We start from the raw sequence: 19,600 nt of genomic DNA, 5'->3' as shown, positions 1-19,600 counted from the left end.
TTCTGCAGATGATTAGCGTCATTATTCCAACTGTTAACCAAATTGACTTGGTGAAACAGTGTATTCATAGCTTCATTCAAACCGTATCAGAAATTCCCTATGAGATCATTATCGTAGATGACGGGAGTCCCCCACATATTCAACAGCCACTGCTAGAGTGGGCTAACAGCATTTCTGTGAGATGCATTCTAAAACCTTCAAATAGCGGATTCAGTGCGACTGTCAATGCAGGCATACGTGAAGCACAAGGAGCCTACATTCTACTCGTAAATAATGATATCGTGTTTCATGAGCCGGGTTGGTTAGGGCATATGATGCAGTCCATCCAACAAGCGCCAAATATTGCAATTGTAGGAGCCAGGCTTCTCTATTCGAATCAGACAATTCAACATGGAGGTGTCTTCTATTCAGGCAGGGGTAATTTCGATCACCGCTATCGCTTCCTTCCTGCCAATCACCCTCCTGCGCTCATCGTGGAAGACGTCAATGCTGTCACCGGTGCCCTATTGCTAATCCGTAAAGACTTGTTCCAGGACGTCGGTCTGCTATCCGAAGCGTATCATATCGCTTATGAAGATATTGATTTATGTTACCGTGCAAAGCAGAAGGGATGGAGAATCATTTATTGCGGCGCTGCCAGTGCCATACACTTGGAAGGGCAGACCCGCGGTACAACGCCAGCGAATAAGAATCCGTTCTGGAGGAAAAAAGAAATGGAAGCAAAAATGACCTTCTGGTCAAAATGGATGGGGGTTCGGTTCTAGACAATGAATTATCTTGAAGTTGTGTATGTATTAGAGCTTGTGGGACTTGCGGGCGGTATTAAAAATGTGCTGGAGCAGGCCAACCGACTGCATGAAGCGGGTATGAAAGTGCAGGTATTCGCACTCGACGGGCATCCAACTTGGTTTCCATTGAAATTTCCGATTCGGAGTTTTCCGAACTACCCAGCAATGCTGCAAGAATTAAAACAAATGAATGCGATAAAAATTGCGACCTGGTGGAAAACACTGCCTGTTGTCCATTTAAGTTGTGATCCGAAACAAGGCGGTCAGGGCGTTCCGTTCTATCTCGTGCAAGACATCGAAGAAAGCTATTATCCAACTTCACCGGAAATGCAAGCAAGAGTCAGACATACGTACCAGCTACCGGCTAACCTATTGACGATTGCGGACTGGACAACAAACCAACTGCTCGAGCGATTTCAAAAACAAGCAACCAATATATCCATTGCCGTTGATTCAGATATCTACAAGCCTAATCGAACACATGATTACGATCCGTACCGCGTACTTGCATGCAGTCGAAGAAGCCAACATTTGAAAGGCTTTCAAGTTACGGTCCAAGCCATGAATGCTGTTCGCCGCCATGTCCCTCAATCCTCTATCGTAACTTTTGGCATGGAGAGACCCCATCTTCCTGGAATACCGAATCTGCATTTCGCACATCAGGATGACAGAGGCGTTGCCTATCTCTATGCCAATTGCGGTGTGTTCGTTCAAACATCCTATCACGAAGGGTTTGGCCTTCCGATTCTGGAAGCTATGGCCTGCGGAGCTCCGGTCGTCACCACCAAGGCAGAAGGAAACGAAGAGTTCTGTAAAGACGGGTGGAATTGCGTACTTGTGGAGAAAGGCGATGTTGAAGCCGTGGCCCAGGGTATCATTCATGTACTCAGGGATCGGGAATTTGCTGAATATATTGCCAAAAATGGACGGGATACAGCCCAATCGTACAATTGGACTGAAGTCATGATCCGATTACAACATACGCTTCACCAATTCGGAGCGTAAACTGAACAGATCCCTCTGAAAGCTCGCTCATCTTGAATAAGTTGATGGCGAGTTTTTTTGTGGTTTCTTCTAATTCTCTCTTCTGCCTAATACATTGGATGAGAGGAGGGATACATCTTGACTCAAATCATTTGGTACGGAAATGTACACGATTTTACCGGATATGCTAAAGCAGCGAGGCAATATGTATTGTCTTTGCATGCCATGGGCGTAGACGTCAAAGTGGATGCATTTGATCCTCACCTCCCTGCCGTTCAACTTTCTGATGCTCAGCAGCAGGTCATACAACATTTAACAACGAAGCGAAAATCTCCGGGACGAAAAGTATATATTTTCCACCAGATCCCTGAAATATGGCGACGAAAACTACATCCGTCCGTCGGCTTTACCTACTGGGAAACCTCCAAAATTCCAGACAGTTGGGTCCAACAGGCCAACCGGATGCATGCAGTCTTCTTACCAAGCCGCCATAACATCGAAGTATTTCGTTCGTCCGGCGTCCGGGTACCCCTTCACTATATCCGTCCGTGCTTATTCCAGCCCGAATCTGCCCCTAGTGCGGCGCATGCGCCAAAATATCTACAACAACTTCCACCATTTCGTTTTCTATCGGTATTCTCTTGGGTTGAACGCAAAGGCTATGACATCCTTCTTCAAGCATTCTGGGAAACGTTCTCGGCTGCTGATAACGTAGCACTCATCATCAAAACCGTCGGAAATCCGGAGATTCTTCAACAAATTGAATCCATGAAACAAAAGCTGCGTGTCAAGGAACCACAAGCTCCGGTATATGTCGATTTCGACATCCGCAGTGAGGCGGAGATGGAAGCTTTATATGCGAATTGTCAGGCCCTTGTGTTACCGAGTCGCGGGGAAGGAGCAGGTTATCCTCTACTGGAAGCAGCTCGGCGCGGGCTACCCGTCATAACAACGGGTTGGGGAGGTCATACGGATTTTTTGACCCAAGATAACAGTTATCTCATTCCTTACCAACTAGGTCCCGTCAAGCCTCAATCTTATTACGGTGGTTATCAAAGTGATCAACTCTGGGCAGAACCATCCATCACAGATTTGCAGCATCTCATGCGTACCGTCTATGAACACTACCCGCTTGCGCAAGCCAAGGGGTTAGCTGCCAAACAATATATCCTGCAGCATTTTACGCCAGAACAAGCGGTGCTGGATATAGTGAACGCGGTTCAGACCGTATAGTTCTTCGTCTTCAGGTTTCCGAATAAAATAATCATGAATCGAAGTGTTGCATCTCCTATTGGAAAGGAGGAATACAAATGAAGGTTCACTATATAGCAGCGAACCGTTATCATCTATCTGTGATTAGACCCTCTGAACAGGGGTTTATAATTGATCCCCTCGAACATAGCATACTTGAACATCCGAACGAATTGCTGCTTGAGGCCCAAACGGATCATATCGGGATATGCCAAGATGAGCAGCAGTTTATTCATATGATCTATATCAATCGCTTCGATGAGATTATTCATGCGATCCTGCATCCCTATAAATATACCGTCCAATTCCACTCCATCGATCGCAATGCTAAGGACGTCATGGATATTCAATTAGGATGCCATTCGAATCGACTTCATTTGTTCATGGTGTACCACAACCGCATCGAATATCGGCAGCTATCCGGTATTCACTGGAATGAGCCGATCGCCGTAGTCGAATCGGATGCTATAGATCGTGTTCAACTTCTGATGGACAATAACATCATCATGTTAGGATATACGGTCCCGGTGGATAAGAGAACCCAGTTCTGCTTGCTTCCGTATGACCACACGTTGGAACAATGGTTAGAACCATTCACCGTCTACGAAACGAATGACCAATGCCAGCTGGTTCCCCTGCTTGCTGTAGATTCGTCTGACACATGGCATATCGTGCTCTTCCAATTTTACGTTGGACAGCTCCATCTCGCCTATTTCCAATTACATGCTGATCATCAAAAACTGCATTTCATTGCCGACAGCGGGATCCTAATTCCGCAACTGACGATAGACGATGCAACCTTTGCCATCGAAGGCCAGCATATTCGATGCTTTTGGCATTCAGATCCTCTTTTATATCAACTTCAATATCAACCATCGACAAGTTCATGGGGTCCCATCCAAGCCGCCCACACGGAATCGATCGTCAAATGGGTGGCTATTACGGATCATCCCTCTTTCGGTACGATAAGTCCTTCTTGGTTCGCAGATAGCCGCAGTATACATGAACTCAACGAACAGACCGGATATGGTATCGATCAATACAGGTCTGATCGCGATTTCCGTCAATCCCTGTTATTTACGGAACGGTGGATGTCTTCTGCCTTATCCATGGTCCAGCAGAAAGAACAACTCCTGTCAGAACAACAGCAATTTGAACAGACCATCAAACATTGGAAAGATCTTGTTGCAGCCTATAAAGCTCGGCTCTTAATCCTTAATGAAGAGTTATCTATACGCCAAGCCCTCCCTCGACATACATTACATTCAGCTCCCAGCACACAAGTTCGACCATCAAACAATGTCTATTCGCCTACGCAAATCAGCAATGAAGTTATCGCAGATCCGCGATCCAACGTCGTCACGCTTGATTTGAATGGGGACGCTGGAAAAAAAAGCGTAAGAGATAAAGTCGTTCACTTTTTATATAAATTAACCGGAAATGAATGAAAGGGATGTCTGATGATGACTGAATTAGAAACAAACGCCATGATCGAAGGCTATTTTCAACATTTCACGGATTTCGATGTTGAGTTGCGTCGCATATCCATTTACGCCGGCTTAACCTTCCGAAATCAAAGCAACGAAACGCTTGATAATCCCGAAATAATCCTGCAAATCTCGCCAGGAAATGTAGGTAAACTAAGTGGAAAGGTCCTCTCTCCAAGTTTAATTAGTGTATACGGAATGTATATGAAATCACGCAACGGATCCCCGCATGGCTGGTCCTTTACGAGGGAAGACTGGTCTTCCCATGGAAAAAAGACAGGTGAATATCGAATACAATCAATTGAACCACTTCAGCTCACACCGGGTTCTTCCTTTGAATTAAAAGAAATTCAAATGGATTTTAATTTCCCGAAGCATGCTGGAACCATTCAAATCGATGCCTACCTATTCATCCGCAATCAAATGTATAGCGTATGGAACCCGATCTGCATCCATTTATATGGGGCAGCACAATCCAATTAGTGGATGAGAAACACCGCAGTCCCTAAGGGGCTGCGGTGTTTTTCGATCTTATTTGCTTGTCCAATGCATCACGCAATGCTGACATTAAGCGACAATAACATCCCCTTCGAAGTTCGTAGGGGCAATTTGCAATCCTTCGGAATCAGTAAACGGACGGCTGAAAGTGATGGTGAGCAGGAAGAAGCTTGCTGGAAATGTTGGGGAAATACAGCTCGTAAATCCGAAGAAGCTCTGAATATCGATGTCTAGTGTATTCGTTGGGGTGGCTAGAACTACAGCACTGGCATTGGTCGTTGTCTGCAATTTGACTTTTGTAATCAGTGGCGGGATACCTGGGGATGGGCTTGTTGTCATGAGATGCAAATCGCAGATGGACACATTCGTGTCATTCTGAAATACGAATTGATAGGATGTTTTGCCCGGTACAAGCCCATTGGATAAACTGAAAATCTCGTTTCTATTGAAGAATATCGGCATAAAAATCACCTCCTCCCGTTTGTTCTTCTCTATGAATATGTCAACGTCGAGAAGAAAGATTGTGCTGCTACCTTACGGCATTAAAATATGCGATTGATGCTAATAGAGTAACCAAGCCATTCATAGATTCATAGAATAGTAACTTTTGGAGTATCAATCTGTCATTTAAGAAATCAACAATCTATGAAAAATATGCGATTGATGTTAGAAGATTAACCATACGGTTTATATCATCTCTGAATATATTAATAGCGTAAGGGGATAAGAAGTATAAACAAATCACACTTTCTCATCAAATAAGGAGCTGATTAAGCATGGCATCAATACCCATTCAAAGATTAACAAGCAGCACGTCCAATGTCGTTGCAGCCGGCAGCAAAGCAGCAGCCGTCACTGCATTATTAGGCGGAGCCGCACCGAATTCAGTCAATGTCGGAAATGCTCCGCTGATCTGGCCTCAACTCGCTAAATTCGATAACGATAATACGACTTTCGCTGGTGCAGCCAATCCTCAGTTTTTGTGGAGTAAACCCGTTCCCATTCCTGGGGAAATTCAAGGTTTTGCTGCTAGTTCCGTAACCATTCCATTATCCGTAGGGGTTCTCAATAGCTTTGTTATCGCTTTGACTGTGTTTGCAGATAATGCGGTCACTGCAAATATCCAAGCCATTGATGCGCTTGGACTCACGATTGTACCTTTTACCAATTTAAATGTTGATTTGATGGCAGGATCCCTAAACCCACTTAGCGGAATCTCTCCGGATAATAAAAATCCTTATAACTGGCAGAACGTTCGCTTCTACTCCGTCCCTGCAACATCAGGTCTAATCTCTGTAGCACTCGACGTAAAATTCATCTTCTCGTTCGAAGTTGCCAACTATGTCAATAACGGTGCGATTAACACCGCTGGCTTAGCTTTCGCTGCGGATATTTATCAATCTACACTTCTATAATTTATTGCTATAAATCTTATCCTTTCTTATCCCCTTACGATTTGACGTTCTCTTAAGCATGCAGAATAGCGGATTTCAGGCTCTCTCTCAGAGCTGAAATCCGCCTTATGTTGGTATTAGGATAATCCGTTCAGGATATACGGTTCCCTCCGTAATCCGATAACTTCTTATTCGGGGCCGATTGCCGCGAAGCGACACGATAATCGAGGAAATCGGATAGACTGTATGTTCTACATCGAACGGTGAAGGATAAGGCAACCCCGTAGGATGCGAGTGGAACATGGCATAACATTCTTCGCCAAATGCCTCAATATACGTAAACGCTTCATCCAATTCAATCGGATTCATCGTAAAGGATACCGGACTTTGATCCTCATTACGGATGGGCCAATAACGTCTTGCAATTTGGTTCTTACCGGATATGAAGCCGCAGGCTTCAATAGGTCGCTGTGACATACAATATCGAATCATGTGGTGAAAGACATCGGTAGACATGACGAAGCCATCCATGACACTGCAGCTCCTAACGCTTTTGCCGATTATTATAAGCGAGGATATTTATTTCTTGTTTCTTCTCCTGAGGTGGATTCGCTTGGGCCAACCGGTTCATTTGCCCCATGAACGAAGCTGTCGTCATTTCATGCGTTGTATTCTTCACTGTACCTTGCTTGACCATTTGGGACTGGACCCATGAAAAGGTCGAATAATTCATGTTTTGCTGTTCTACCGCTGGCTCCTCTTCCTCAAAATGTTCATCTTGATGTATTTCCACAGGCTCCAGCATAGGCTCCATGACAGGCTCCATGATGTCCTGGATTTCTTCTGTTTCTTGTGGTGGCTCGCTTCCCCGCACAGGCTCTTGTTCTGGCACTTCATACGTAACTTCAGGCTGCTCCATCACTTGTTCTTCATGTATGGCTTCCTCATGCACCATCGAAACCTGAAGGATCTCTTCCTTAACGTTGCTTACGACTTCCTGCGATTCCATCGGAGTCGGCGCATGTTGGAAGTAGAGGAAATACTGAATGACATCAATCAGGAAGGATTGATGATAATAAGCTGTGAGTGTCCGCGTCATGCAATACGTAAAGTCTTCGATTTGCCGTTCGTTCATCTGGGAGTAATCATTACTCGCCAAGTGGACCGTTGGCATAGGCGGTTCTGATCCGGATAACGGGATCAGACGATTCATCGTATTCTTCCATTCGAAGAAAGCGCCTCTTACCGAGATGTCCGTCATTTGAGAAATATTCTGGCTCAGAATCGTCGCGAGTTGTTTGCTTGGTTTCATTTTATTCAGTGAATAATAAATCGATATGCCGCTTGCGTACGGTTTGTCACTGCCGATCGATAGCCACAGACCTGGCTTTGACGCATCCCACAGCCTTTGCTGCCGTCTCTTCTCTTCTTCATCTTTCACAATACGAACATCAAAACCCAGTTGCGTCAGGCTAGCGCGAAGCTTATCGGACAAGGATTGCGGAATGAATCCGTTCTCCATCTCCCAATAAATGCGAATCCCTTGTACTGGACTAACAATGTAGAGCCGCTGATGATCCTGATCGACATGAAATTGCATCGCGTACCGCGTCAATACATCATAGACATCGCTTAATAATGAATCCGATATTTGGCATAGCGAAACCGAATTGATTCGAATCTCCATACCTTTCACCTCCGCCCATAGGCATTTATGTACTATCGTATGAAGCGTAATGAAAAAGGTTCTTCTTCATCCATCTCGTTCAAATCCTTTAGCTGCTGCAGTACCTTCTGTTCTTCTTTCTTCAATTGATCCACTTCTCGCATCAGATGTCGAACCTGACCTTCTTTTGCTTCATTCAGAAGAGAGAGTTCACTCGCTTCCTGCCGTAATTGACTTGTATGCTGCTGGTAGTCGCTGTATAGAGATTCCATCTGTAATTTGATCCAGTGCAATCGTTCCACTGTAGATTTGGAGAATTCTAATCCAACTTGAGGATTAAACAGATCAATAAATTCCAGAGAACGAAAAAAAGGCCAATGAAATCCCATCACTGGTTCAGGCGAAATGATGCAGGATTGTTTTCGGAGAGATTGAACGAGACGTATGGGAGCACGTTGATCAAAGTGAATATGGCCGCTTGCAGACCATGTCTGCCCTCGATTTAATGAATACACATATTCTACACGTCCATTGCCGTTCCAGAACAAGACGAGAATCAATTCATTCGCGAACAGAAAATGCGGAATCGCTGCATCATGATCTCCATTGATTAACAACGGCATCGATGACCTTGCTTCGCGCTCTGCATTCACATAATAATAAACGGCCGTTCCTCCATGCTGAATCGTCCATACAAAATGAGGTTTACCTGAATGGTCTACATCCAACCCCAGATTCCACCGCTGGTTTTTCTGCCTCAAAGCAAATAGCCGACGTTCGATTGGCATATCCCGCTCGATGTCATATTCGATGCAAGACAGCACGCATTCATCACGTTGGTTGAGATATCGAAATAGCCCATGCAGCTTACCGTTATTCGAAATGGCAAAAATAGCTTCTTCCAACCGTACCAAGGCATCCTCAGCTTGGAATAACGGAAATGAACTTTCCTTCCACAATCCGGATTCCAACGATTTGATAATGAACGTGGATTGATCCTGTTCTGTAACCACGCAGCATACATAAAGTATCGATTTATAGAAGAACAAATAAGGAAAACGTGCTTCATGGCCAGATATGATGCGCAGCTCCTGCTGGTCACGGCTCTTCTCTTCATATTGAATGTAGTAAAGACTACCGCTATGCGTATTCGTCAAAATGTGAAGAACACCGCGATGCTGAACCATCGAGAATGTTGTAATGGGTTCGTTCGCCTTTAGACATCCATGGGTAGACGCACCATCTTCACGATGGGTTGAATACGCTAATGTACCGTCTGTATTCAGGCCAAACCACTGTGTTTCCGCTGGATTCCGAATGACAACTTGAGGTTTCATGCACATCCCTCCTCAGACAAAATTTATCAAATTTATTCGTCACCTTTTTACCTTGATACCCATAGACTGTAATTGAGTTTAACAACTACAAAGGAGGCTCGAAATATAAATGGAACGTAAATTAGTTCAAGGGCAACAAACATCACCAGAATATTTGCCGTTACCTAGTCTGGAGTGCATACAGGTTCCTAAAATATTCGACTGGATTGTCAAAGTGACACAAATTGTTGATGAGTCCACCATCGATCCAGCTGCTTGCTTACCGTTGCCTTCGTCGTTTTCCGTTAGTGTCGAGTTGACGAGTGTTCAGGCTGTCGAGAAACCAGGTTCTGTAAGAGAAAATGTTGTGGTAACTATTGGGGGAACTACACTAACATTGCAACGGGTTGTCATCCGCAAAACGGGAACATACCTCGTTACAATCACCGATACTTCCGTAGTGCCGAATGTCGTACATTGCACCTATACAAAAAGCTTTGTACGATTCGAAAAAGTATTGCTTTGCGCCCCTCCAGGAACAGATGTTGATGTTACAGTAATACCAAGCGGAACAACGATTGAAGTATTAGACGTTGTTGACAATACTCTGGTTAACGTCGATATCAATATCTGCCAAAGTATTCAAGTAACGGCCATTGTCAAATTGATGGTTGAAGCGGAACTATGCCAACCTCGTGCGGATATTCCGATTCCGGAAAACCCATGTGTTGTTACATTCCCGCACCAATGCCCTGCTATCTTTCCTGGTCACCCATATCCATTCGCGACTTAACAAAAAACCTGCTGTCGTTGGGGTGGTACCACACCATCCCTTTTTTTTTGCACAATAGCTTTCAGAACGATAGCAATACAGGAGAGGAACATGAGAATTTACTACATTACTTCAGGATACCGTAGGCCCATCGATATGCTAGATAATGCTGCGATGAAAGCCTTGGTCAGCAGAAATCCTGAGACCCGATTTTTTCTACTGAACCGATCGCCAATTCAGCATTTGATACCGGAGATCGAGGAATTTGCACCTGATTTGGTGTTGACCCTATGCGGTCCGAAATCACATTTGCCTGTAGATCTCATTCACCGCATTCGCCGTATGGGCATCCAAACAGCCGTCTGGTTCACCGATGACCCGTATGCCATCGACAATGCCTCCCTCGTTGCAGCAGCCTACGATGTGGTATTCACGATTGATTCCGGCTGCATACCCTTCTATGAACGCATGGGATGTAAACGCGTATTTCATTTGCCACTTGGGACCGATCCGGATGTATTCCGTCCTTTTGTCACACATCCTACCTATCAAAGTGACGTGTGTTTTGTTGGAACCGGGTATCAGAATCGGATCACGTTCATGGAGGAAATGCTTAGGCATGTCAACCGTGATGTCAAGGTCCAACTTATTGGACATTTTTGGGAATCGTTAAACATCTCGGATGGTTGTATGCCGAATATACGCAAAAAGTGGGTCAACACCTCGGAAACGGTTCGATACTATAACGGGGCAAAAGTGGTACTTAATATTCATCGAAGTCACGATGATGCTTTCCTGGATAAGAATAAAACAGGCGTGCCGGGATACTCCATCAATAACCGAACTTTCGATATCGCAGCCTGTAATGCCTTTCAGCTTATCGACTATCGGCCTGATTTAGATCAATGTTATACCCTGGGTGAAGAGATCATCTCATTCTCATCCCCAAAAGAGTGTGCGGATCTCATCCATGCTTCGGTGTATGATCCCAGCACTCAGACTGAAATCGCCCAAAAAGCTTATGATCGAACGCTGCAGAATCATACCTTTACGAACCGCCTAGATCAAATGCTAACCTATTTAACCTCTCACGAATGATTCGATAATGCCTGCTGCTGCAGCAATGGCTAAAATGAGAATGACAGGGAATATCATCGTTGGAATAAGTAAATAAGCAATCGTTAATGCGATAGAGGACCATACCCCTACACACCAATAACAGGTAAGAAGATCCCGCATAAATGCGTGGAATCGTCCACCCTTTTCATCAATTGTGGCTATGATAGACCCAGATCCGTCATCAACAAATTGTTCTTCCAGAAATGGACGGCGAATAAATGATGTGATCTGATCAAATACAATCAAACGAGTTAATCGATAGCTCGCTAGAATCAATAATATAAACGTCAACCATGATATTTCCCACAAGATGCAAGTCCCTCCCTTTACGAGCTGGTTACGATCCTACTTCATCTTATGACATAACGATCTTTACAAGAACTGGTCATAGATGAAGATATGCTGAAATGAAGGAGCCTATCTTATGTCAGGACTAATTATGATTCAAACCGAGGAACAACTTACCGAATGGTTGCAGAAGACATGCGAAACGCCTTTATTCTTATATAAGCATAGTACGCACTGCGGTCCTAGCCGCAATGCGCACGTTACCATCCATCGCTTTATTGATCATTTCCCTGAACGATCATCTAAATTCCTGTTTGCTGTCATTAGGGTCATCGAAGAAAAATCGATCTCGAATCAAGTTACGCAGCTGCTCGGAATCCCACATCAATCGCCCCAAGTATTGTTGATTCGCGACAACAAGGTCTTGTGGCATGCTTCCCACCAAAGAATACATGTTAACAGCTTGTGCGCTGCAGCTGATCAATTCTTTCCTGGTTAAATCAATCAGTTTATGATGTTCATCCCCCATTTGATGAACATTTTTTTGTATTCATTTGGAGCTCCGTAACTCTACTTGAGATACGATATATTATGAAAGAAATCGCTTGTGAGAACTTGTCATATGGACTGCTTCATTCACCTATTTTTGCTTGTCACACAAAAGCCATCTGGGAGATAAGCCATTCGAGCGACGGCTTGTATTTCCCCATCGTGTATGCCACTTCGTGCTGGATCGCCTCCGCATGCTTCTTCGTTCCCATTTCCTCGTGCCAACGATAGGCGACCAAAGATTGACCTAGGAAGTGGATCTTAATGCCATTGAGCAGCACGCGATACCATAAGTCCAAATCATGGGTATATGGAAGACTCTCGTTGAATATACCAATGCGTTCGAACAAATCTCTTCTCATCATGACCGTACATCCATTGATCGGATTTGCATTCAAAAAAGTACGATAGAAATCTATTTCATTCGAATAACGCGGTGTAACATCCAGTTGGGTTACGGCGCTGTCTGCATTAATACTATTAAACGAGGTATAACTAATTCGTGCATTTTGCTCTAGCATAAAGTGCAATTGGTTTGCAATTTTGTTCGGGTAGAATAAATCGTCAGAGCTTAACCAAGCAACGTATTGGCCGGAAGACATCTGAATCCCGTGATTCAGTGCGGTAGCCGTACCTCCGTTCATTTTCCCTAGATAATAGACGTGTTCAAGATACGGAGTAATCCGCTCAGCATGCATCGTTGAACCGTCATCGATAACCAGAATCTCAATATTATCGTATGTCTGATCAAGTGCGCTTTGAATCGCTTGTTCAATGTAGGGACAATTGTAAAATGGAATGATAATACTTACCTTAGGCTTCATAAGCTCTCCTCCTCACGGATTCCTAAAATAATGGATGATATCCTGAATCGATTGATCGAAAGGAATATTTGCTTCCCATCCGAACTCATGCATCATTGCAGCATGGCCTGGATCGAGAGGAACATGTTGTCCAGCGCTTGGATTCACGACTTCCACTGGAATAGTCTTCTTTGCATGATGCTGAAAGGTCTGAAAGACTTCCCCTAAACTCCGTAGAATGCCAGACTCGATGGGATAGGTATGGCCTCCCTGCCCCCGTTCCAGAATGACTCCATAGGCTTTGACAGCATCTCGCACATCTAGAAAATCTCGTCGTTCTTCAAGAGAGGACAGACGAAACGGGTCCGTCATCACATTCCTTTCAACTTGCACCATTTTTCTAGCAATCAGGGCACAAATTCCAGTTGAAGGTCCTGGACCGATTAAATTACAAGGTTCCGCCAGCATCATACATTGTCCGAATAGATGGACCCATGTGGATACGGCGATCTGCTGCATTGTTTTACTCAAGCTGTAGGGATGCGGCGGCTCGGTCGAGACCGTGATATCGAATTTCAACTTGGAGCCAACCACAAGCGTCCTGCACTTGGGAACCTCTCGTAAGGCATCCAGCAGATAAAACGTCGACATCATATTCGTCTCCAAATACGTAACAGGTTCCTGCCATGATTCGGGCACCGAATTTCTGCCGGCTAAGTGCAAGACGTAATCGGGTTGAAGCTGCCTCACCATCATATAGATCTGCTCTTTGTGCAGCATATCGCATACGACCCCCTCACCACTCGCCACGGGGGTATCCGCATGACGGACGGCGGCGTACACACGCATTCCCATCTCCGAAAAATAAGTACAGGCATGCCTGCCTGTAAATCCACCTGCCCCTGTAATTAGAATCGAACTCCCCTTCATTGCGTTCGTTCCCAATCTGCCAGCTGCTGCAGCATCTCCTGATATTGCGGCACATCATATTGAACATCGGAGCGGGTATTGATAAGTGTCCGATCCAACCTCATCACCTCATCCGGAACAATCTTTACATCCTGTTTGTTGAATACCTCTTGAAATAGTCCAAGCAATTCATACTTGCTAATCGGGTTAGGATGGACAAGATGGATAAGTCCCGACACGCTGCTCAAGGCAAAGCTATCCACTGCACGGGCTAGTTCCAGTGTCGTTACACCGTTCCATAGGACGCCGCGGTAGCCGCTGACCTCCCCCTTCTGCTGCATGAACCAATGTAATAATCCGATACATTCCGATCGAATTTCCGGTCCGATGATCGACGTACGAATCGTCAAATGGTGTGGAGCGTCGCTTACCTCCCCGACGGCCTTCGAGCGACCATATACAGAGACGGCATCTGGCGTGTCTGTCTCGCTGTATTGTCCTCGATCCCCCTTAAACACGCAATCCGTGCTGATATGAATCAGACGAGCTCCCAGTTTATCGGCTAGTTTACGAAGCCGATGCGGGAACAAGCCATTCACTTCATAAGCAAGCGACTTATTTTGCTCTGCTGCTTGATTCAAGACACCGACCGCGTTCACGATCATATCGGGTCGAATCGATTTTAACAGCGCATCAACCGCCTGCTGATCCGTAACATCCAGCAAGAACCCCTCTCGGTCAGCTGCATCTCTTGTGGTATGCAGCACTTGATACGTTCCTTTATGCCGAAAATAGCGGACCAATAGGTGACCCGCCATCCCGTTGCCGCCGATAATCAGCATTTTCATGCCAAGAAACCTCCTCGAATGAGAAGCTCTTTAATTTTCGATTTTTTCATGAGATTCTGCGAGGAACTAAAGCTGCTGAATTCCACGAGCGGAAAACGGTGGTAATGATCCTTCAACCCTGGAATATCAATCGTTGGCAGTATGACTAAATATTGCTCGTCAAACACAATTGTCGTTGCACTCTCATAATCGCTCATCAGGATTTCATGAATTTTCTCGCCCGGACGAATGCCCGTTTCTACAATTCGAACATCTTTTTTGCCAGATGCCTCAATTAATACCTCCGCAAGATCAACGATTTTGCAAGTCGGCATCGTCATCACGAAGATTTCGCCGCCAACGCTTTCGATGGAGGCCTTGAACAACAAGGTTATCGCATCTTGCAGTGTTAAGAAGAATCGGGTCATATTCTTATCCGTCAGGCCGATTTGGTTCTTCTGTTTAATTTGACTCATGAACAAATGAATGACGCTGCCATTCGTCCCTAACACGTTACCACCCCGAACACAGACAAATTTCGTATCGGAGTGCAGCAAATTGGCGTACACGATCAACTTTTCACCAATCGCTTTGGTCATGCCATAGAAATTCGATGGATTCGCGGCTTTGTCCGTTGAAATGTAAATCACTTTTTTGACTTTATTCTTCATCGCAGCCTCAATCACATTTTGCGTACCGACCACATTCGTTTTTAATGCTTCATATGGATGATCCTCACAGACAGGAACATGCTTAAGAGCTGCAAGATGATAGACATAATCAACGCCTTCGCAAGCACGCATGATTGACTCCTGATCCCGGATATCGCCAATATAGAAATTCAATCTAGGATCCTCAAAGGTGCGGCTCATGGCCACTTGGTTGATTTCGTTTCTAGAGAAAATAATAATCTCTTTCGGATTCTGCGGTAATAGCTGGCGAATCAACTCATATCCCCAAGATCCCGTACCGCCTGTTACCAAAATGCGCTGATTGTCAAACATGAAGTTTCCCTCCAAGCAGAAATTTTATGACTTTATCGGATACATGGTCCGCTAAGTACCCTACAGGACATTCCCATCGGGAAGGAACGGCGGACATAATGACGGCTGCTTCAACGATGGCTTTGGCCGATACGCCGCATACGACATTGCTGCCGCAATCGATCGTCTCTGGACGCTCGGTGGAATTGCGAATCGTAACGGTTGGAACTTGAAAAATGCAGCATTCTTCTTGTACGGTACCACTATCCGTAAGTACCAACCGAGCGTGCTGCTCCAGCTTCACGAAATCGAAAAACCCAAATGGCTCATGGAACTCCACAAGCGAATGCATCTGAAGCTTCAGACTTTCTTGAATGCGCGACTTCGTGCGCGGATGGATACTGCAAATCACTCGTTGTCCGAACTTCTCAGCAATCTGGTTCAGCCCTTCCATAATTTCGTTCAAACTTTCGGCATGATCCACATTCTCTGCTCGGTGTGTCGTCACTACCAAATAGCCCTTAGCCGTAAGCTCCAATTGTTCTAGGATCGTGCTTTCATGAATCTGCGGTGCATAATGCTGCAGCACTTCATATATGGGGTTTCCTGTAACCACAATGCGTTCCGTCGGCAGCCCTTCACGAACTAAATTCTTTTTGCTTTGTTCGGTGTAAGGCATATTAATAGAAGAAATCGCATCAATGACTCGGCGGTTTTTCTCTTCCGGCACCGACAGATCGAAGCATCGATTTCCCGCTTCCATATGGATGACTTGAAAGCCAAGCCGCTCCGCAAGAATAGCGCATAACGCGCTGTTCGTATCCCCTAACAACAACACCTTGTCAGGATGCTCCTGCAAGAGCAAGGATTCGACTTCTCTGAACATCGCAGCCAATTGGCCGCCAAGCGATTGATGTTTGCCTTCCAGCACGTAATCCGGAGCCCGAAGCGCTAATTGTTCAAAAAATATCCCACTCAGGGATGACGTGAAATTCTGGCCTGTGTGCACGACCACATGCTTGTCAGCCCATTGATCCAATTTGCGAATAATAAGGCTGAGCCGGATAATTTCTGGACGTGTACCTAGGATGGTCATGATGCGCATAGGGTTTCATTCTCCTTCTTCCAAAATGTAATCAGACCCGGCTGCGACGTCTCTTTTTTCTTTTTCGATGCTTTCTTCCTTTCGTGGTCCGCTTACGTTTTTTTACGATAAATCGTTTTTTGGATTTCTTCGCATGCTTGCGATTCGGTGCAACAATCGGTTCCATCGCCACACGATTTCTGACCTGCAGCGCAGGGTTACTCATCAGGCTCTGCAGCCCAATGCGATATTGGTCAATGCCAAAGGCAGCCATGACACGCTGATGATTAAGCTGCCCGACGTACTCCGCTTGTTCCGGATGATCCAGCAAGAAACTCACACGCTGTGCTAATCCATCAATATCTCCCGGCTCTACGAGATACTCGTCGTTCGCCGTAGCTTGCATAATTTCGCTAAGTCCGCCTGAGCGGTAAGCGATCACGGGTTTACCGAAGATAAGCCCTTCGAGAGCCGTCATTCCGAAGCCTTCCGACGTTAAGGATGGAATGACGACCATATCCATTGCAGGGTATATCGCCTGAATATGGTGTTCAAAACGAATGAAATGAAATTGATGGAAATGATTTGATTTTTGAACTAATGACATACATTTTTGAAAATAAGGTTCATCCTTGGGTTTACCTAAAATTACAAATGCGACATGGCTATACCTTTTGCTGATTTGAAGCGCCATTTTCAGAAAATGATATAGTCCTTTATTAGGGTAAATATAAGAGGAGATGTACCCGATCAGCTTCGTAGAATCGTTCATTCGCAGCTGCATGCGCTTAATTGTGCGATAGTGGCTCCATTGCTCCGGCTCTAATCTTTCCATATGCCAAGATGGGGACAAGATCGTGATCTTCCCCTGTAATCCCGCGGCTTGAAAAGATCTCATCGTCGCTTGCGAAATTCCTATAATATGATCCGCATATTCATCAATAATGCCAACGGATAAGGATACCCACTCCGTCTCGACCATCGTCTCCGTTATCTGCCACACCGTCGGAATACCCAGACTCTTCGCGGCCACAGCCGGAAGCACGTGTACACATGTATTGGTCATGACCATGTCGGGTTGTACCAAACGCAACAAATATAGCAGGTGCCCCCATGCAGCATTCTGCTTGAGTACTTCGAGTTCCCCTCTTACATGCTGATTGGGTTGATAGATGCTATATAAGAGCGGACAAGGAAGAACGATGATTTCAATCCCCAATGCCTTCGCTTGCTTCGATAATGCACCTTCATTCGGAACGACGAGTACACATTGATAGTGGGGCATCCATTCTTGAATGAAGAACAAGAGCAGCTTCTCTGCTCCCGTAATATAGATGGGATTGCAAATATGCGAGAATAGCATCATTTTCGGCATCATAATTTAGCCCCGTTCAACGGATTCTTTGACATGCATGAACAGGTAACGTTCACCCCTTTCCACTGGTAGTACAATATATTAGGGGGACAAACTCATCGGCACGACATATGAACCCTAACCATTCGTACAAATTTCCTCTTTGTCCTATTTCTAAGAACAGAAAAAACCGGTATAACGTGCGTCATACCGGCATGCGAGCCATTCATGCGTGTCTAATCATAAATTTTGGATAACAAGGTATTCAGGCGCTTGTGATACGTATGTTCACGGATGGAGCGTTTCAATGCGCGCAGCGCAATTTCACGGCGCTCCTTCTCATGATTGAGATAGAATTCAACCTTCTCGATTAATTCCTCCGGCGAAGAATACGTTTCAATTTCTACCCCCGGTGTATAATAGCGAGCCAAATCATCACGAATATCTGTCAGTTGCAGCGTGCCTGAAGCCGAGATTTCAAAGGTCCGAATGTTAGGCGAAAGGGCTGTAATTTTCGTCGTATTACTGTTTACGCTCGTATCGTCATGGGCGCGGTGCATGTTGATAACAATTTTCGAACCGTTATAAATATCTGAGGTTTCTTGCGGACCCATCCATTTATCCAATTCGATCTTGGATTGCATCGTTTCATAATCACGCAATCGATCCCACCATAGTCCGGAAAGAACAACATTCTTCTTGGCCAAGTAAGGTGTCAATTGATCGAAGTATGCTACGCGGTTCCAATATCCCGACCCTATGAAGCTCACATCCCGCCGCAACTTTGAAATCGTAGAAATCGGTCTGTATTGTTCCGGGTGGAAGCCGAAGGCGAGATAGTGTACACTTTTGTGTCCTAGTGATTGATAATAAGGAACACTATTCAACTCCAACGTAAATACATGATCGTACTGCGGTACAATATGAGAAGTAATATCCGTATAATACGGATCATCGGTGAGCCATATCGCCGTCCGTATGCCATGGGCCCGGATTTCATGAACTTGTTCGATCTTCAGCTCCATCCCATCCACCACCAGCACCAAATCAGGACGCAGCTCAGCTGCCTGCGCAGCGACCGGTTGTCTTGGATCTGTCGGTGTAACTTTGGCTACCATGCTTTGCAGCGTTGTAACAATCGCTTCATCAATTGGAGAGTACGGAAATCCTTTGCCCGTCGATACGTAAAGAACATGGATCGGTCGAACCGGGATATGCTCTTGTGCCGTATTGAAAATCACATTCGCATGTCCTCTTAAATAGCCTTCATTGAAGCCATGATCGAATCCGTGTTCTCTGCCTTGGCGTCTAGCTTCCTCCACCGGACCAAATGCTCTGTCGGATGCCTCAGATTTCACAGGGGTGTTTGAATGATCCGTTTGCTCGGTTCCTTTCCGTTTTGAATTGGCTTTGGATTTCATTCTAGACTTGGAGAACCCTGTCGAATAGCGATTCATGAGTTTTTTGGATAAGACCACGCCAGTTGAAAAACGAAATGTCATGACGCCACTCCTTCATATGAATTTTA

21 protein-coding genes are annotated in these 19,600 nt (G+C 45.2%); 9 read left to right on the top strand and 12 right to left on the bottom strand.

The genetic code is table 11. From position 1 onward, the window contains the following. Positions 1–8: 8 nt before the first annotated feature. From BVG16_RS05435 to BVG16_RS05415, 5 genes are all read left to right on the top strand, one after another. Positions 9–764, top strand: a complete 756-nt coding sequence (locus tag BVG16_RS05435; RefSeq protein WP_078497535.1) for a glycosyltransferase family 2 protein — start codon at positions 9–11, stop codon at positions 762–764. Positions 765–767: 3 nt separating this feature from the next. Then, the gene (locus BVG16_RS05430; protein WP_078497534.1) at positions 768–1,793 is read left to right on the top strand and encodes a glycosyltransferase family 4 protein; all 1,026 of its coding nucleotides are present in this window, start codon (positions 768–770) and stop codon (positions 1,791–1,793) included. Between the two features lie 117 nt (positions 1,794–1,910). Then, positions 1,911–3,005 (top strand): glycosyltransferase family 4 protein, encoded by a 1,095-nt coding sequence (locus BVG16_RS05425; protein WP_078497533.1) that lies wholly within the window; start codon positions 1,911–1,913, stop codon positions 3,003–3,005. A gap of 77 nt (positions 3,006–3,082) precedes the next feature. Continuing rightward, positions 3,083–4,471 (top strand): hypothetical protein, encoded by a 1,389-nt coding sequence (locus BVG16_RS05420; RefSeq protein ID WP_078497532.1) that lies wholly within the window; start codon positions 3,083–3,085, stop codon positions 4,469–4,471. A gap of 12 nt (positions 4,472–4,483) precedes the next feature. Further along, positions 4,484–4,993 (top strand): hypothetical protein, encoded by a 510-nt coding sequence (locus tag BVG16_RS05415; protein ID WP_144027299.1) that lies wholly within the window; start codon positions 4,484–4,486, stop codon positions 4,991–4,993. 84 nt (positions 4,994–5,077) lie between these two features. Here BVG16_RS05415 and BVG16_RS05410 read toward each other — a convergent pair whose 3' ends face one another. After that, complete coding sequence (locus BVG16_RS05410) at positions 5,078–5,470, bottom strand: hypothetical protein (RefSeq protein WP_078497530.1); 393 nt, start codon at positions 5,468–5,470, stop codon at positions 5,078–5,080. A 314-nt stretch (positions 5,471–5,784) separates the two neighbouring features. Here BVG16_RS05410 and BVG16_RS05405 point away from each other — a divergent pair, with 314 nt between their 5' ends. Then, positions 5,785–6,423 carry a hypothetical protein gene (locus BVG16_RS05405; RefSeq protein WP_078497529.1) on the top strand — a complete coding sequence of 213 codons (639 nt, stop codon included), beginning with the start codon at positions 5,785–5,787 and terminating at the stop codon, positions 6,421–6,423. 105 nt (positions 6,424–6,528) lie between these two features. Here the strand turns inward: BVG16_RS05405 and BVG16_RS05400 are convergent, their stop codons facing one another. The 3 genes from BVG16_RS05400 to BVG16_RS05390 are packed head-to-tail and all read right to left on the bottom strand — an operon-like array spanning position 6,529 to position 9,405. Beyond that, a complete protein-coding gene (locus BVG16_RS05400; protein WP_078497528.1) occupies positions 6,529–6,933 on the bottom strand; it encodes a M67 family metallopeptidase in 405 nt (134 codons plus the stop codon). 13 nt (positions 6,934–6,946) lie between these two features. Beyond that, positions 6,947–8,089 (bottom strand): N-acetylmuramoyl-L-alanine amidase, encoded by a 1,143-nt coding sequence (locus tag BVG16_RS05395; protein WP_078497527.1) that lies wholly within the window; start codon positions 8,087–8,089, stop codon positions 6,947–6,949. A 32-nt stretch (positions 8,090–8,121) separates the two neighbouring features. Further along, positions 8,122–9,405, bottom strand: coding sequence for a hypothetical protein (locus BVG16_RS05390; RefSeq protein WP_078497526.1), 1,284 nt, complete (start codon positions 9,403–9,405; stop codon positions 8,122–8,124). 109 nt (positions 9,406–9,514) lie between these two features. On the opposite strand from BVG16_RS05390, the gene BVG16_RS05385 reads away from it, so the two are divergent. Both BVG16_RS05385 and BVG16_RS05380 read left to right on the top strand, forming a co-directional pair. Next, a complete protein-coding gene (locus BVG16_RS05385) occupies positions 9,515–10,177 on the top strand; it encodes a BMQ_0737 family morphogenetic spore coat protein (RefSeq protein ID WP_078497525.1) in 663 nt (220 codons plus the stop codon). Positions 10,178–10,267: 90 nt separating this feature from the next. Further along, positions 10,268–11,254 (top strand): CgeB family protein, encoded by a 987-nt coding sequence (locus BVG16_RS05380; RefSeq protein WP_078497524.1) that lies wholly within the window; start codon positions 10,268–10,270, stop codon positions 11,252–11,254. Here BVG16_RS05380 and BVG16_RS05375 read toward each other — a convergent pair. Beyond that, a complete protein-coding gene (locus BVG16_RS05375) occupies positions 11,237–11,584 on the bottom strand; it encodes a DUF1360 domain-containing protein (protein ID WP_078497523.1) in 348 nt (115 codons plus the stop codon). The two genes, BVG16_RS05380 and BVG16_RS05375, sit on opposite strands and share 18 nt — an antisense overlap. 115 nt (positions 11,585–11,699) lie before the next feature. On the opposite strand from BVG16_RS05375, the gene ytxJ reads away from it, so the two are divergent. Next, on the top strand, positions 11,700–12,062 hold the full coding sequence (gene ytxJ, locus BVG16_RS05370) for a bacillithiol system redox-active protein YtxJ (protein WP_078497522.1): 363 nt from the start codon (positions 11,700–11,702) through the stop codon (positions 12,060–12,062). A gap of 154 nt (positions 12,063–12,216) precedes the next feature. Here the strand turns inward: ytxJ and BVG16_RS05365 are convergent, their stop codons facing one another. The 7 genes from BVG16_RS05365 to BVG16_RS05335 all read right to left on the bottom strand — a co-directional run bounded on the left by BVG16_RS05365 (position 12,217) and on the right by BVG16_RS05335 (position 19,574). Beyond that, a complete protein-coding gene (locus BVG16_RS05365; RefSeq protein WP_078497521.1) occupies positions 12,217–12,936 on the bottom strand; it encodes a glycosyltransferase in 720 nt (239 codons plus the stop codon). Positions 12,937–12,948: 12 nt separating this feature from the next. After that, positions 12,949–13,860: an NAD-dependent epimerase/dehydratase family protein gene (locus tag BVG16_RS05360; RefSeq protein WP_144027298.1), complete on the bottom strand. Its 912-nt coding sequence runs from the start codon at positions 13,858–13,860 to the stop codon at positions 12,949–12,951. Beyond that, on the bottom strand, positions 13,842–14,672 hold the full coding sequence (locus BVG16_RS05355) for a dTDP-4-dehydrorhamnose reductase family protein (protein ID WP_078497519.1): 831 nt from the start codon (positions 14,670–14,672) through the stop codon (positions 13,842–13,844). Before BVG16_RS05355 ends, BVG16_RS05360 begins: the two co-directional genes overlap by 19 nt. After that, a complete protein-coding gene (locus BVG16_RS05350) occupies positions 14,669–15,655 on the bottom strand; it encodes a polysaccharide biosynthesis protein (RefSeq protein WP_078497518.1) in 987 nt (328 codons plus the stop codon). The genes BVG16_RS05355 and BVG16_RS05350 overlap by 4 nt, the downstream gene beginning before the upstream one ends. Further along, the gene (gene wecB / locus BVG16_RS05345) at positions 15,648–16,739 is read right to left on the bottom strand and encodes a non-hydrolyzing UDP-N-acetylglucosamine 2-epimerase (RefSeq protein ID WP_078497517.1); all 1,092 of its coding nucleotides are present in this window, start codon (positions 16,737–16,739) and stop codon (positions 15,648–15,650) included. Before wecB ends, BVG16_RS05350 begins: the two co-directional genes overlap by 8 nt. 31 nt (positions 16,740–16,770) lie before the next feature. Continuing rightward, complete coding sequence (locus BVG16_RS05340; RefSeq protein WP_078497516.1) at positions 16,771–18,096, bottom strand: glycosyltransferase family 4 protein; 1,326 nt, start codon at positions 18,094–18,096, stop codon at positions 16,771–16,773. A 212-nt stretch (positions 18,097–18,308) separates the two neighbouring features. After that, entirely contained in the window at positions 18,309–19,574 is a 1,266-nt protein-coding gene (locus BVG16_RS05335) for a CgeB family protein (RefSeq protein WP_078497515.1), read from the bottom strand. Positions 19,575–19,600 lie beyond the last annotated feature (26 nt).

Source organism: Paenibacillus selenitireducens (assembly GCF_002021565.1).
In the GTDB taxonomy this organism is placed as follows: Bacteria; Bacillota; Bacilli; order Paenibacillales; family Paenibacillaceae; genus Paenibacillus_K; species Paenibacillus_K selenitireducens.
This window is presented reverse-complemented; position numbering and strand designations above follow the sequence as displayed.

What these genes read in the sequence shown, in the direction of transcription:
- BVG16_RS05435 (WP_078497535.1), top strand. Translation starts at nt 9, where the DNA reads ATGATTAGCGTCATTATTCCAACTGTTAACCAAATTGACTTGGTGAAA.
- BVG16_RS05430 (WP_078497534.1), top strand. Translation starts at nt 768, where the DNA reads ATGAATTATCTTGAAGTTGTGTATGTATTAGAGCTTGTGGGACTTGCG.
- BVG16_RS05420 (WP_078497532.1), top strand. Translation starts at nt 3,083, where the DNA reads ATGAAGGTTCACTATATAGCAGCGAACCGTTATCATCTATCTGTGATT.
- BVG16_RS05415 (WP_144027299.1), top strand. Translation starts at nt 4,484, where the DNA reads ATGATGACTGAATTAGAAACAAACGCCATGATCGAAGGCTATTTTCAA.
- BVG16_RS05410 (WP_078497530.1), bottom strand. Translation starts at nt 5,470, where the DNA reads ATGCCGATATTCTTCAATAGAAACGAGATTTTCAGTTTATCCAATGGG.
- BVG16_RS05405 (WP_078497529.1), top strand. Translation starts at nt 5,785, where the DNA reads ATGGCATCAATACCCATTCAAAGATTAACAAGCAGCACGTCCAATGTC.
- BVG16_RS05400 (WP_078497528.1), bottom strand. Translation starts at nt 6,933, where the DNA reads ATGGATGGCTTCGTCATGTCTACCGATGTCTTTCACCACATGATTCGA.
- BVG16_RS05395 (WP_078497527.1), bottom strand. Translation starts at nt 8,089, where the DNA reads ATGGAGATTCGAATCAATTCGGTTTCGCTATGCCAAATATCGGATTCA.
- BVG16_RS05390 (WP_078497526.1), bottom strand. Translation starts at nt 9,405, where the DNA reads ATGAAACCTCAAGTTGTCATTCGGAATCCAGCGGAAACACAGTGGTTT.
- BVG16_RS05385 (WP_078497525.1), top strand. Translation starts at nt 9,515, where the DNA reads ATGGAACGTAAATTAGTTCAAGGGCAACAAACATCACCAGAATATTTG.
- BVG16_RS05380 (WP_078497524.1), top strand. Translation starts at nt 10,268, where the DNA reads ATGAGAATTTACTACATTACTTCAGGATACCGTAGGCCCATCGATATG.
- ytxJ (WP_078497522.1), top strand. Translation starts at nt 11,700, where the DNA reads ATGTCAGGACTAATTATGATTCAAACCGAGGAACAACTTACCGAATGG.
- BVG16_RS05365 (WP_078497521.1), bottom strand. Translation starts at nt 12,936, where the DNA reads ATGAAGCCTAAGGTAAGTATTATCATTCCATTTTACAATTGTCCCTAC.
- BVG16_RS05355 (WP_078497519.1), bottom strand. Translation starts at nt 14,672, where the DNA reads ATGAAAATGCTGATTATCGGCGGCAACGGGATGGCGGGTCACCTATTG.
- BVG16_RS05350 (WP_078497518.1), bottom strand. Translation starts at nt 15,655, where the DNA reads ATGTTTGACAATCAGCGCATTTTGGTAACAGGCGGTACGGGATCTTGG.
- wecB (WP_078497517.1), bottom strand. Translation starts at nt 16,739, where the DNA reads ATGCGCATCATGACCATCCTAGGTACACGTCCAGAAATTATCCGGCTC.
- BVG16_RS05340 (WP_078497516.1), bottom strand. Translation starts at nt 18,096, where the DNA reads ATGATGCCGAAAATGATGCTATTCTCGCATATTTGCAATCCCATCTAT.
- BVG16_RS05335 (WP_078497515.1), bottom strand. Translation starts at nt 19,574, where the DNA reads ATGACATTTCGTTTTTCAACTGGCGTGGTCTTATCCAAAAAACTCATG.